This window comes from Clostridium sediminicola (assembly GCF_050402865.1).
GTDB classification, from domain to species: Bacteria; Bacillota; Clostridia; order Clostridiales; family Clostridiaceae; genus Clostridium_AF; species Clostridium_AF sediminicola.
Window position 1 is genome coordinate 1 of the sequence record NZ_BAABMF010000016.1, and the last position, 14,807, is coordinate 14,807.

Consider the following 14,807-nt stretch of genomic DNA (forward strand, 5'->3'; position numbering starts at 1 on the left):
GGTCTATAACTCTAAATTTTACTTAATCATAGTTATCTACATTTAATCCTTTTGAAACTTAAATGTAGAATAGATCCCGTGCATCTCTATAGATGTCTCAGGTCTATAACTCTAAATTTTACTTAATCATAGTTATCTACATTTAATCCTTTTGAAACTTAAATGTAGAATAGATCCCGTGCATCTCTATAGATGTCTCAGGTCTATAACTCTAAATTTTACTTAATAAGTTCAAATACTCCTGCAGCACCCATACCTCCACCGATACACATGCTGACAATACCGTACTTACTATTTCTACGTCTCATTTCTGAAAGAAGTTTACATGTTAAGTATGCCCCTGTGCATCCTAATGGGTGTCCTGAAGAGATAGCACCACCATTGACATTTACTTTTTCCATATCAAGTTCTAATTCATTGACGCAAGCTATAGCTTGTGATGCAAATGCTTCATTTAATTCATATAAGTCAATATCATCTTTATTTAAACCTACCCTTTTCAATACCTTAGGAATAGCCTTCATAGGTCCAATCCCCATCACTTCAGGACCTACACCCGCAACAGCAAAGGTTTTAAATATTGCTAAAGGTTTGATTCCTAATTCTTCTGCTTTTTCTCTTGACATAAGAAGTACTACCGCTGCACCATCACTCATTTGAGATGCATTTCCTGCTGTTACAGTACCATTCTTCTTAAAAACTGTTCTTAGCTTACCTAAAGCTTCCACAGTTACAGTTGGTCTAACACCCTCATCTTTATTAAATACAAATGTTTCATTTTTCATCATACCTGTTTCATCAACAACAGTTCTAACTGCTTCTACAGGAATAATTTCATCATCAAATTTACCCTCTGCTTGAGCTTTCGTTGCTCTTTTATGACTTTCTACTGCCATTTCATCCTGCTTCTCACGTGTTACATTATACATCTCGGCAACATTTTCTGCTGTTACTCCCATATTTACTGCTGTTTCTGGATAATTTTCCATAAGATATGGATTTGGTGTTAGAATATTCCCAAACATTGGAACCATAGTCATAGACTCTACTCCACCTGCCAATATAACATCCCCTTGACCAGCTATAATACTATTTGCTGCTATAGAAATTGCTTGAAGCCCCGATGAACAATATCTATTTACAGTTTGTCCACACACACTAACTGGCAATCCTGCCCTTAAACCTACACATCTGGCCACATTCAATCCTTGCTCTCCCTCTGGAAACGCACATCCTAAAATTAAATCTTCTATTTCCTCAGGATTTAATTGTGGTACTTTAGCTAGAACTCCCTTAACAACTTGCGCTGCTAAATCATCTGGTCGAGTATATTTTAAGGCACCTCTTGCCTTTCCTATTCCAGAACGTCCATATGCTACTATTACTACTTCTTTCATATGACTACCTCCACTAATAATTAATTTCTTAAAGCTCTTCCTGTTTTAAGCATATTCTCTATTCTTTGAAGAGTCTTTTCCTCTCCGCATAAACTTACAAATGCTTCCTTCTCTAATTCAAGTATTTGTTGTTCAGTAACTTTCACTCCAACTGGTACATCTCCACCTGAAAGAACCCAAGCAATTTTATTAGCAATATGTGCATCATATTCAGACATAAATCCACCTTCAACCATAGAAATTGCTGCATATTGCAACAACGCTTTACCATTTGTTCCAAGTACTGGAATAAGTTTTTTCTGTAGAGGTCTGAAACCAGCATCAGCAAGCGCTAAAACTTCCTTTTTAGCTTCAGATATAAGATAATCTTTGTTCATCACGACTCTATCAGATTTTCTTATATATCCTTTCTTAATTGCATCATGAGCACTGCTTGATACTTTACCACCCATTACAATAGTTTCCCAAGCTTTTTTAACATGAGAAATCATTTCTCCATTAGATACTTTGCCTAAATCTTCAATGCTTCGCATTAGTAATTCCTTTGTACCCCCACCTGCTGGAATTAACCCAACGCCAACTTCCACAAGTCCCATATATGTTTCAGCATGAGCTGTTACTCTATGGGCATGCATAGCTACCTCGGCTCCTCCACCTAATGTCATTCCATAAGGAGCAGCAACTACTGGTTTTTTACAATATTTAAGCAGCATATTTGCCTTTTGTAATTTATCAGCAAATGTCATTATCTCATTCCACTTTTTATCACCAGCTAATCCAGCTACCTTCATTAAGTTAGCACCTACTGAGAAGTTTTTACTTTGGTTACCAATAACCAATCCTTTGTAGTTTCTTTCCACTTCTTCTACAGCTGCATACATCATATCTATAAGTTCATCTGTTATGGCATTGCTCTTAGATTTAAATTGAAGACAAAGAACTCCATCTCCTATATCAACTAATGCTCCACCTTCATTTTCTTTTATAACATTATTTTTAGGTGCTGAAATAGTTATATAAGGAGTTTCCAAACTTGATTCATTGTAGAATTTAGTTTGACCATTAGCAAGTCTTTCTTCTATCCATGCCGGAATAGTCTCTCCTTCTTGCTTCATTTTTTTAACTGATTCTTCAAAACCTATTTCATCCCAAACTGCAAAAGGACCCTTTGTCCAATTATATCCCCACATCATAGCATTATCGACATCTTTGTAATCATCTGCTATTTCAGGAATATTTCTTGCACTATATAATAAAATATTTTTAATAACATTCCAAACAAATTTGTTTTCTTCTGCTTCTCCGAAAACTAATGCCTTAAGCTTATTGGCTTCCTTCTTAACATTATCTATAGCTTCAATCTTTTCTTTAACTAATGGTACATATTCTTCCTTGTTATAATCCCAAACAAGTGTTTGATTTCCCTTCTCCGTCTTAACTTTCTTATAGAATCCTTGTCTTGTTTTATCTCCAAAATGACCCATGTCGACTAATTTAACAAAGAATTCAGGATATGTGTATTCTTCCTTTTCATTTTTAACTTTTTCTATAAAGTTACGAGCAGCCATACTCATAAGATCTAATCCAACCAAATCAATAAGTCTAAATGTACCAGTCTTAGGTCTATGAATTATTGTTCCTGTTAATTGATCTACTTTACCTACGCTATATCCATATTTTTCTGCAAGCTGTACTACATTAATCATTGCAAATATTCCAATACGGTTAGCAATAAAGCTAGGTGTATCCTTTGCCATTACAATACCTTTACCTAATCTCTTTGTTCCAAAGTCGTCTATGAATTCAACTAGCTCAGGCAAAGTATCGTTTCCTTCTATAAGCTCAAGTAGCTTCATATAACGAGGTGGATTGAAGAAATGTGTTCCCATAAAACGTTGTCTGAATTCTAATGGTAAATCTTTTATGATTTCATTGATAGGTACACCAGAAGTATTAGAGCTCACAATAGCATCAGGTTTGATATATTCACTAATTTGTTTCATAAAATTCTTTTTAATTTCTAGGTTTTCAACAATTACCTCAATAACCCAGTCACAATCCTTCAGCATATCCATGTTATCAGTAAAATTACCTACTTGAATCATATCTCCCATATCCTTGTCATAAATTGCTTTATTTTTAGGATTGGTCACTCTATCTTTACCTGCTTGTACTATACGATTTCTAACCTTTGGACTTTCTAAAGTTAATCCTTTAGCTTTTTCTTTTTCAGTTAATTCTCTTGGCGCAATATCTAAAAGACATACTGGAATTCCAGCTCCTGCTATGTGAGCTGCAATACCTGCACCCATAACACCAGAACCAAGTACTGCTACTTTATTTATATTAAAGTTCATTAAATGTCCCTCTCCTTCTTTGAAAATCTTAGATAAAGATAAGAATATATTCTTATCTTTATCTAAACATTTTAACTTACTCTTTAATTAAACCTGCTTCAATAGCTTGCTGAGTCAATTCTTCTCTAAAATCAGGATGAGCTATATTTATTATTGCTTTTGCACGTTCTGAAATACTTTTACAATATACATAAGCTACTCCATATTCAGTAACTAGGTATTGTGTATCTGATCTAGGTGTTGTAATTGGTGTTCCTTGTGGTAATGCAAGATTAATTCTAGATTTTATTCCATCCTTAGTTTTAACTGTTGAATGTAAACAAAGGAATGATTTTCCACCTTTAGACATAGCCGCTCCTCTAACAAAGTCTAATTGTCCACCTGTAGCACTATATTGATTATATCCAATTCCTTCAGATCCAACTTGACCCGTTAAATCTACCATTAAACCACTATTAATTGATATAAAATTATCGTTTTTAGCAATTTCATTAGCATCATTTATAGTTTTTATATAATCCATGTGTATTAATGGGTTATCATCCATAAAGTCATATAATTCTTGACTACCTACACCAAAACTAATTACCATTTTCCCTGGCATATAGTTCTTTTTACTATTATTAATTACTCCTTTTTTAGCTAAATAAACCATTGAATCAGTAAGCATCTCAGTATGAACACCTAAATCTTTTTTATCTTCTAATCCATAAGCAACTGCATTTGCAGTACCTCCAATGCCTATTTGAATTGTTGCTCCATCTGGTATAAGAGGTAGTATATAGGAAGCAATTTTCTCATCTGTTTCTGTTGTAGGAGCATTAGGTAATATTGACAATGGATGGTCTTTTTCACAAATATAATCCACTTTACTAACATGTATTTTATTATTCACTCCATGAACATATGGAGTGTTTTTATTAACTTGAACTATAATTTTTTCTGCTTTTTTAGCAACTCCATCATTACCCATAGCTCCTAGTGGACCGTAGCTCATGTATCCGTCTTCATCCGGCTGGGAAACTTCAGCCATTAATACATTGCAATTTTTATTTTCAGCATATATATGTAGCTTAGAAAGATTTACTGATGCAGCATCAAGATTTCCTGACTTAAGACCTTTCCTTTCATATCCCCCTACAAACCATGTGTGACCATTAATATGGCCTTTAAGTTCATCAGTTAAGTACCTAAATGGATTTGTTACAAGCCCACTAATAAGGTCGACATTTTCTAATTCTTTGTAACGGTTTTCTAATGCATTGGCAAGATCTACAGGAGCACTACTTGCTGAAGGCATCCATATTGTATCTCCCGATTCAATTTTAGATGCAGCTTCTTCCACTGACACAAGTTTACTTTCATACATTTTTTTCCATTTCATGATATATCCTCCTTTTTATTTTCCTTGAAAATTTGGTTTTCTTTTTTCAGTAAATGCTCTGATACCTTCTTTAAAGTCTTCAGTATTTGTACATTGAATCTGATATTCTGTTTCATTATCGAGATCGTTTTCAAATCCAAAGAATGCAGCTCTATTTACAAGAGCTTTCATTTTTCCTAATGCTATACTTGGTAAATTACTAAGTTTTTGGGCAAATTTCAAAGTAGTCTCTTCTAAATTTTCTAAAGGTACTACTTGATTAACCAATCCTAATGATAGTGCTTCTTCTGCACTTACAGGTCTTCCTGTCATGATTAATTCAGTAGCTCTAGCCGCTCCTAACATACGAGTAAGTAAGAAAGTCCCCCCCATATCAGGAACTAACCCAATATTTACAAAAGCTTGTATGAATTTTGAATTTTCTGCAGCAATACGGAAATCACAAAGTAAAGCAAAATTAAATCCTGCCCCAGCTACTGGTCCATGTACAGAAGCGATAACAGGTTTTCTTAGATTACGGATTTTCAAAGCAGCGATACCAACTTTACGTACACTCGCGCCAAGCTTTTGTTCCCCACTTTCTAAACCCTTTAACATCATTCCAATATCTCCACCTGCACTAAAACTTTTTCCTTCACCAGAAATAACTACCACTTTTACAGCTTCATCCTCTGCACACATATCTAATGCAACCATTAAATCATCTAATATTGGTTCATCTAGTGCATTTAAGTTTTTGGGACTATTCAATTTAATAGATGCAATCCCATTGCTTTGAGAATATTTAATTTTTTGAAATTCCATGAACATGCCTCCTTTTTTTCTTATTAGTTAAATCGAATAATCATATTGCTTTATAACACTCACACTATTATAAAGCAAAAGTTATGCCAACTATAATCCCGCTAAAAAACTAGCATTTCGATAAATTCCACGTGCAAATATTTCACATAATGTGCAATACTTGTGCATATTAATTGCACATTATTTTACTAAGAACCCTCACTAGGTTCTGGTATAGCTTAAAAACAAAGAAAAAACAGGAGAATTTAATTCATTCCTGCTTTTTCTTTATTGACTTCATCATCTGCTACTAGTATTCTCTTCTTGCCTATATACTCATTCCTTCCTAATAGGTAAATAGACTTCAAATGTAGTTCCTTCATTCAATTTAGAATTGACTTTAATCTCCCCTCCATGCTTATCTATTGCCATTTTAGCAATAGATAAGCCAAATCCAATCCCTTTTTCCTTTAAATAATAACTATCAATACTAATATTTCCTTTATTTTCTATGACTTGAATTGTATTGATTAAAATATTAATAAATGCTTGCTGTAATTGTACATTGTTTCCCGTGATAAGAGGCCGCTCTTTAGATAGATTTTTTTCTATATTAATATATTTTGATTCCTTATGTAAACGAACCACTTTAATGCATTTATCTAAAACTTCATTTAATCATTATTTTATTTCTATTGGATATAGTTACAATTCCCATCCAGTCAACAGATAAAAACTTCTTATTTTAACCCTTCAATTTTCGTGAGTGTATTCTCTACATTACAACTTACATCTGAATAATAAATTTTAATCCTTCTTTATAAATACAAGTATTGATGATGGAAACCTTATATTTTTACTTAAGCAGAAATTAATTCTATAATTTTACTATATATATTATCTTTTAAGTTATGTTTATATATACAAAAGTACTTAAAATTCTTTTCGCAAAAAATATAAGAGGCTGTTGATAGAATAGTTTGTCAACAGCCTAGTTTTTGTAGAAATATATATACATCTTCCTATATAATGTTTACTCTCCTTTTATTATAAATTTGCTTTTAATCTATAAATAATTGGATAATAAATATAAAATAAATAATAAAAATAAATACTTATATTTAGCCCAAAGCAAAGATATATATAATAGTTATTCCACAGAAAGTAATTTAGTTGAACTTCGACCACAATATGAATTATCAGAATTTTTTAATCTGCAATATATAGCGTCAGAAGGCATCAATCTTCGGTAGATATTGTGGTCGATTTTAGTTAAACTTACCTTTTGCGGTTTAACCATATAATAAGCTATTCGCAGTAAATAAAAGCGAATAGCTTATTAGTGTTACAAAAAATATAAGTATTTAGCTATATATTTTAATTTAAGAGGTGAACTAACATGAAAATAAACAGATTCCACTCTTTTCTTAATACCTTTACGATTCTCTTGTATGCTTAAATTTACTTTCCTATAAAATTTGGTTTTCTTTTTTCTATAAATGCAGCAGTAGATTCTTTAATATCTTGGGTATCACAGCAATAAATAGATTGTGCTTGTTCAAATAGGAGACTTGCTGCCACACTGCTTTCTTGCGCAACATTAATGCCTTTCTTTGCGAAACGCATACCCGAAGAAGGATAAGATGCCATTTTTTTAGCAAAGCCAATTGTATATTCTCTTAATTCGTCTACTGAAACAACTTTTTCTACCAACCCAATATTCAATGCTTCTTGTGCTGCTACCTCCTCACAAGACAGTATAATTCTTTTAGCTTGTCCTATGCCTACTAATTTTGTTAGTCTTGTTGTTCCACCCATATCAGGAGACAAACCAAATTTTACTTCAGGCAAACATAATTTTGCATTATCAGCAGCAATCCTTATATCACAGCCAAGTATCAGTTCTACTCCTGAACCATAACAAACACCTTGTATTCCAGCAACTATAGGTATAGCCAATTCTTGCCAAAAACTATATAAGTTTTGTAATCTTGTTAATCCTTTTTTCATAAATTCCGCACTTACTGAATTTAAAAATTTCATGTCAATTCCTGCTGAGAAATTTTTTCCATTGGCAACCATAGCTAATGCCCCTAACTCATTATCAACAGATATTTCATTTTGAATTTCTTCAAGTTCATCAAAAAACTCATCCCCGGTTATATTTAACCTTTTAGCGTTGTCAAGTATGATAACTCCCACTTTTCCTTGTTTTTCAAATTTAATTAATTTTCCATAACTCATAGTAATTAATTCCTCCTCGTATAATGTAGCTATAACATTTGATAGAAAATATCTTCAATATCTAACGAACATTAACAACTCATAGTTTAAAATTATTTTTAATTCTTAAATAAGCCTATCAAGTAAAAATCACTTTTTTATATTTTCTATCATTTTACTTAACAGGAAACTTAACATTATAATCAAATCATTATATAATATCTCCTGAATAGATGTTTGATGCAACAATACTTATAATAAACTAATTAAAGTAGCTTTTAATGCTAGTATTATTGGTATACCGTTTCGTAGATTAGCTTCTAAATATGCATAACTGCTTCATAAGCTTCTCTCAAATCTTCCATTACATCTTTAGGTTTCTTAGCATCCCCAACAACTGTATAAGGGTAACAATTAGTGTCAAGATAATTAATAAGTTCTTCTCCAATAGGCTTATAACCGATTGCAAGCACTATATTATCAGCTGGAATGTTTTTTTCACCATCATCGTCAGCAATACTCATCATCTTTTGCTTAATAGCAAAAACCTTTGTATTTGTCATTATTTTTACTCCTAGTTGCTTTAATTCATTAAGAAGTATCCATTTTGCACTACCAAGAGTTTTACCTACTTTCTTTTCCATTTCAATAATTGTTATATCAAGAGGAGTGAACAAATTTTTCTTAATTCCTTTTGGAACAAATCTATTCAAAAAATCCAAACTTTCAGTGGTTAAAAATGCTTGTTCTGCTAGAAAGTGTGCAGTTTCTAACCCCACAGAACCACCTCCAATGATAACTGTTTTGCCTTTTCTCAACTTAACAAGCAAGTCTTTATTTCCTCTCAAAACATCTTCTGCAAAACAAACATTATTCACATCTAGCCCTTCAATATGTGGGATAATCGGAGTACTACCCACAGCTAAAATTACGTGTTCAGGCTTTAATGAATTAATTAATTCAATGTCCACTTTTGTGTTATATCTAATGTCTATGTTTAACTTTTCAAACTCCTTATTCATATACTCAACATATTCCGATATATCCTGTTTGTGTGGAGGTTTTGTGGCTACAGCTAAAAGCCCGCCAAGCTTGTCTTCTTTGGTAAAAAGGATTACATCATAGCCTTTTATAGCAGCACTTCTTGCTGCTTCCATACCAGTAGGACCACCACCAACAACAATTATTTTTTTCTTCTTATCAGATTTTTCATCTTTAATATATTCTAATCCTACTCTACAATTATATGCACATCTAACATCTTTACCTCTGAGTACTCTTTCAATACAACCTTTATTACATGCTTGGCACTTATTAATAGACTTACCTTCCCTAATTTTATTTACAAACTCTGCATCAGCCAAGAAAGATCTACCACAAGAAACAAAGTCAGCCAAACCTTTTTGTAATATTTGTTCAGCTACTTCCCCATTATTTATTCTGTTACATGCGATAACAGGTATATTAACAACCCTCTTTATTGCTTCCGCCAAAAATGCATATCCACCTTCAGGTAAATGAGCCGTAATCTGTGGAACAGGTGCTTCATGCCACCCCCCAGTAACACTTATTGCATCAATAAGACCAGAATCTAGCCTTGCACAAAATTTTTTCATGAAATCTATTCCATACCCCCCTGGTATCATATCGCTACCTGAAATCCTTAAAATCATAGGATAATCTGATCCTACATATTCTCTTACTCTTTTGATGACTTCACGAGGAAATCTCATTCTATTTTCTAGTGAACCACCATATTCATCTGTTCTCTTATTTACCAAAGGTGACAAAAACTGTGTCAATAAATATCCAGCACTACAACTTATTTCAACTGCATCAACACCGGCTTTTTTACATCTTTCTGCAGCTTTACCAAAATCTTCTACAGTAGATTTAATTTCTTCTAACGTCATTGCTTTGGGAACTGTCTTATAAATCGGAGAAGGTACTTCCGATGGAGAAATAGGCTCTTTTCCTCCCAGCATAGCAGGATACGCATTTCTTCCGCAATGAAAAAGCTGAACAATTAACTTACTGCTATATTCGTGCATAACATCCGATAAGCCTCTCAAATTTTCAACATACTTATCATCACCAACACTATGCATATCTAGCGGACCAGACACATCATTAACCCCTGCTACTAAAACAATTGCAGCAGCTCCTCCTTTTGCTCTAGCTTTGTAAAATTCAACATCTCTTTTCGATACATCTTTGTTTTGTGCATAACCTAAATGCATTGCTGACATTATTATTCTATTTTTTAATTCCATTTTGTTAATTTTTGATGAAGTAAATAAAATATTACTCAAAATCAACTTGCCCCCGTATTTTCAGATTCAGATTGTTGTAAATTATTCACAACTATTTAATACTTTAGCAATAACTATGCCAAAACATTAGTTCTAAATACTAAACTCTAAATCAACTTCAAAATATCAATAAATAAAACATTAATATCCATGTGTCTTTAGCATATAGTAGCATTCCTACACAAAATCACAACAAAAATGTTTATCACAAATATATTTAATTTATTTATAAGTTAATTTAATATTTATTCCTATCATTGTGCAAATACTGATCACTTTGTGCACTATTAGTGCACTTATTGCACAACACTTTAACTGCTTGATGTAGGAACAAAAACTTATATAGCTCGAAAGTCACTCCTCTTCATCTCAATATATTGATATAACTACGATTGCTAAGTATGGAATTTTAAAGAATATTTCCGTAAAGAATTCTATTTACCTAAAAAAGACTAAAAATAAAGTGGTTAATAACTGTCAATTTGACTTGTTATTAACCACTTACACTTCTTCAACCAATGAACATAATGTATTAAAATAATGCCTTCAATATCTTTTTTAAATAAATTTTCTACTTTCATTCTATAATATAATCTGCATAAAACATTCTGTTCCAACATGCTATATAGTTTCCTACTTAACAGTTTTAAAAATACCATCTAAATTATTTATTATACTAAGGATTTATTTACTCATCATAAGATATTTGATAAAACTTTTCACTATAAAAACGCTTTTACTACAGATTTTCTAGTATACGTTTTTCAATATTTATGGCTTATATACAATTTAGAAGTTCTATATGGTATATTTTTCACATTCTAGTTCCTATAGCTTTATAAAGTTTGGCTTTATTACTTTCATTACTATTAAAATTCCTTATACTATTGTTATTATTTTATCTTTAAAAACTTATTTATTTATTAATCCAAATTTTTTCAACTTATATTGAAGTGTTCGCCTTGATATTCCTAATTCTTTAGCAGTTTTTTCACGGTGTCCACCATGTTTTTCTAAAGCTTTTTTTATCATCTTACTTTCCTGAACTTTAAAAACATTCATTTCATCATTAGTATCCAAATCTTTATGCCGCTCTACCTTCTGGATAATCCTTAAAGGTAAATCGTCTTCATATAATGTTGTATTATTTGCTAAAGCAACAGCACTTTCAAGGGCATTTTCCAATTCTCTTACATTTCCTGGCCAATCATAATTTTTAAGTATATGCCATACTTCTGAGGATATTTCCATTACATTTTTATTAAACTTTCTATTAATATTATTTAAGAAATACAACGTTAATACTTCTATATCTTTTCTCCTATGACGCAAAGGTGCACATTCAATAGTAATTACATTTAGTCTATAAAAAAGATCTTCTCTAAATTCTTTTCGTCTAACAGCTTCTTCTAAATTTTCATTTGTAGCAGCAATAATTCTTGCTTCAACAAGTATTGTTTTGGCACCACCTATCTTCTCCATTCTTTTTTCTTGCAATACAGTTAAAAGCTTTGCTTGGAGATTAGGCGACAGTGTATTTATTTCATCAAGAAAAATAGTTCCTTTACCAGCTAACTCAAATTTTCCTTTTTTACTTTCAAAAGCTCCTGTAAAAGCTCCTTTTTCATGACCAAAAAGTTCACTTTCAATTAGATTTTCAGGAAGTACTGCGCAGTTAACATGAATAAATGGTAAATTATTTCGGTTACTTGCAAAATGTATTGCTTGGGCCACCACACCCTTACCAGTACCACTTTCTCCTGTTAAAAGTATAGTAGTTTGTAAATCTTTTATCTTCTCAATTTTCGATTTTATACGTTCAATTTCTTTGCTTTTCCCTATAAGCACTACTTTCTTCTCTTCAGAAGTGTCAACATTGTAAGATCTTTTCTCCTTAATTTTTAATGCCTGTTGAATTTTATTTATTAATTCATTACTATCAAATGGTTTTGTTAAATAATCGTAGGCACCTATTTTTATAGCTTCTACTGCATTTTCAATGGTGCCAAAAGCTGTCATGATAATCACTATGGTCTCTGGTGAAATACTCCTCATCTCTTTTAAAACTTGTATACCATCTTTTTTAGGCATTCTAATATCCAAGATAGCTACATCATATTTATTTTTTCTAATTTTTTTATTGGCATCCTCCCCATCATAAGCTAAATCTACCTCATATCCCTCACTTTTCAGTTCCTCACGAATAACTTTTAATATATTGACTTCATCATCTGCTACTAATATCTTCTTCTTGTGCATATACTCATTCCTCCCTAATAGGTAAATAGACTTCAAATGTAGTTCCTTTATTCAATTCAGAATTGACTTTAATTTCTCCTCCCTGCTTATCTATTGCCCTTTTAGCAATAGATAATCCAAATCCAATCCCTTTTTCCTTTGTAGAATAAAATGGTGTTAAGATTTTTTCTATTTTTTTCGAACTGATTCCTATACCATCATCAGAAATTGCAACCACTATTTGTTCTTTTTTCTTTAAATAATAACTATTAATATTAATATTCCCTTCATTTTCTATAGCTTGAATTGCATTCATTAAAATATTAATAAATGCTTGCTGTAATTGAATATTGCTTCCCTTTATGAGAGGCAGATCTTTAGATAGATTTTTTTCTATATTAATATATTTTATCCCCTTATGTAAACGTATTACATTAAGACATTTCTCTAAAATTTCATTAATATTTAGCAAAGTATTGCTACTTTCTTTTGTCATAGTTGCATATGAAAGCATTTGTTCTACAACTTCATTAATTCTGTCTACTTCTACTATAATTGGTTCTAAGAACTCCATATATTTGGGCTCTTTAAATAAAGACTTTTTTAAAATATTTGTGCAGCCTCTAATACTCATCAAAGGATTTCTAATATCGTGGGCAATTCCAGTTGCCACTTCCCCTAAAATAGCAAATTGCTTAAGCTGCTCTAATTGTCTTTCGTAAATTTTTAATTTTGTAACATCTCTAGCAATTTGCGTAATACCTACAACTTGGCCTTTGTTATCATTTAGAGGACAATAAACTAAATCTACATATTTTTCTCCATATATATGTTTTGTAAATATCCGATTTTTAGCATTACATACTTTGTTATATTTTACAACAGAGCGTATTCTATCTACTACAACCTTTTCTTCTTCTTCTGTTAACATTATATTATATTTTTGTCCTATTAAAACATTTGGAATAAATCCAAAAACATCAAATGTGGATTTATTTGCTGCAGTAATTATTCCTTTAAGATCTATACTAATAATAGATGATTCTATACTATTGAAAATATTATAAAGATAATTTCTTTCTTCAATCTTTTCATCATTTAATAATACATTCTCATATAAAACCTTCATAATAAAATCCAATATCGTTACGTCTTTTTCATTATATTTTTTTTCTATACTACAACATACATAAAATACTTTATAATTATCTTGTACACGTATAGGTGATACTAATAAATTTTCATTTTGTGAAATCTCATATTTTTTTCCTTCCTGTAACTGTAACATATCTTTTTTTATTTTTGTTAATAACTTAATAATTGTGGATGAACCAATATTATTAAAGTCCATACTTCCATCAATTATTATTCTATTTCGATTGGATACTGTTACAATCCCCATCCAATCAATAGATAAAAAACTCCTTATTTTTAGCTGTTCAATTTTCATGAGTGTATTCTCTACATTGCAACTTACATCTGAATAATACATTTTAGTCCTCCTATTTATAAATACAAATATTGATAGTGGGATCCGTATATTTTTCACTTAACCGCAATTAATACTATTTTTTACTATATATACCTATTATTTTAACATTGTTCCAGCTAAGATTCCAGTTTTTAAATATTTAGAGATTTAGAACTTAAAATTTATTTTAACCGTTTCTATTATATCTTTTAATTTGGCTAATATATACACAAGTACTTAAAATTATTGTTGCAAAAAATGTAAGAAGCTGTTGACAAAATATGTTTGTCAACAGCTGAGCTGAAGACTATCGTCTATAACGATAGTCTGGTAAGTTAGTAATTATAGTAACCTATAATTACTAACTTGCCTTTGTTTTCTTATAAGTATTTTGATAAAAAAGATAAGTACTTATAAGGTTGTCCAATTCTTGACTAACTCTAAGTATATCATCTGACAATAAATTTGAAGAAGATACTTCAATTAACTTATTTAATTCATTTCTTTTTTCGTTTATCTTAGATTTATCTGTTTTATATTCCATCCCTTTACATACCCTCATTTCACGTTTACTTTCCTTACTATTCTACAAATTATTTATAAATTCATATTTCAAAGTTTGATTATTTTAATAAACATTAC

10 protein-coding genes are annotated in these 14,807 nt (G+C 31.1%); all 10 read right to left on the reverse strand.

From position 1 onward, the window contains the following. Window positions 1-218: 218 nt before the first annotated feature. The 10 genes from ACQ3F0_RS20060 to ACQ3F0_RS20105 all read right to left on the reverse strand — a co-directional run bounded on the left by ACQ3F0_RS20060 (window position 219) and on the right by ACQ3F0_RS20105 (window position 14,709). Complete coding sequence (locus ACQ3F0_RS20060; protein WP_428867500.1) at window positions 219-1,397, reverse strand: thiolase family protein; 1,179 nt, start codon at window positions 1,395-1,397, stop codon at window positions 219-221. A 20-nt stretch (window positions 1,398-1,417) separates the two neighbouring features. Further along, window positions 1,418-3,754, reverse strand: a complete 2,337-nt coding sequence (locus tag ACQ3F0_RS20065) for a 3-hydroxyacyl-CoA dehydrogenase/enoyl-CoA hydratase family protein (protein WP_428867502.1) — start codon at window positions 3,752-3,754, stop codon at window positions 1,418-1,420. A 76-nt stretch (window positions 3,755-3,830) separates the two neighbouring features. After that, window positions 3,831-5,138: an acetyl-CoA hydrolase/transferase family protein gene (locus ACQ3F0_RS20070; RefSeq protein WP_428867504.1), complete on the reverse strand. Its 1,308-nt coding sequence runs from the start codon at window positions 5,136-5,138 to the stop codon at window positions 3,831-3,833. A 15-nt stretch (window positions 5,139-5,153) separates the two neighbouring features. After that, window positions 5,154-5,942 (reverse strand): enoyl-CoA hydratase/isomerase family protein, encoded by a 789-nt coding sequence (locus tag ACQ3F0_RS20075; protein ID WP_428867506.1) that lies wholly within the window; start codon window positions 5,940-5,942, stop codon window positions 5,154-5,156. 315 nt (window positions 5,943-6,257) lie between these two features. Further along, window positions 6,258-6,353 carry a hypothetical protein gene (locus tag ACQ3F0_RS20080; protein WP_428867601.1) on the reverse strand — a complete coding sequence of 32 codons (96 nt, stop codon included), beginning with the start codon at window positions 6,351-6,353 and terminating at the stop codon, window positions 6,258-6,260. 1,029 nt (window positions 6,354-7,382) lie between these two features. Then, window positions 7,383-8,165, reverse strand: a complete 783-nt coding sequence (locus ACQ3F0_RS20085) for an enoyl-CoA hydratase/isomerase family protein (RefSeq protein WP_428867507.1) — start codon at window positions 8,163-8,165, stop codon at window positions 7,383-7,385. 299 nt (window positions 8,166-8,464) lie between these two features. Further along, window positions 8,465-10,456, reverse strand: a complete 1,992-nt coding sequence (locus tag ACQ3F0_RS20090; RefSeq protein ID WP_428867509.1) for an oxidoreductase — start codon at window positions 10,454-10,456, stop codon at window positions 8,465-8,467. Window positions 10,457-11,368: 912 nt separating this feature from the next. Further along, on the reverse strand, window positions 11,369-12,715 hold the full coding sequence (locus tag ACQ3F0_RS20095) for a sigma-54-dependent transcriptional regulator (protein WP_428867511.1): 1,347 nt from the start codon (window positions 12,713-12,715) through the stop codon (window positions 11,369-11,371). A 4-nt stretch (window positions 12,716-12,719) separates the two neighbouring features. Next, window positions 12,720-14,186, reverse strand: coding sequence for a two-component system sensor histidine kinase NtrB (locus tag ACQ3F0_RS20100; protein WP_428867513.1), 1,467 nt, complete (start codon window positions 14,184-14,186; stop codon window positions 12,720-12,722). Between the two features lie 340 nt (window positions 14,187-14,526). Then, entirely contained in the window at window positions 14,527-14,709 is a 183-nt protein-coding gene (locus ACQ3F0_RS20105) for an aspartyl-phosphate phosphatase Spo0E family protein (protein WP_428867515.1), read from the reverse strand. Window positions 14,710-14,807 lie beyond the last annotated feature (98 nt).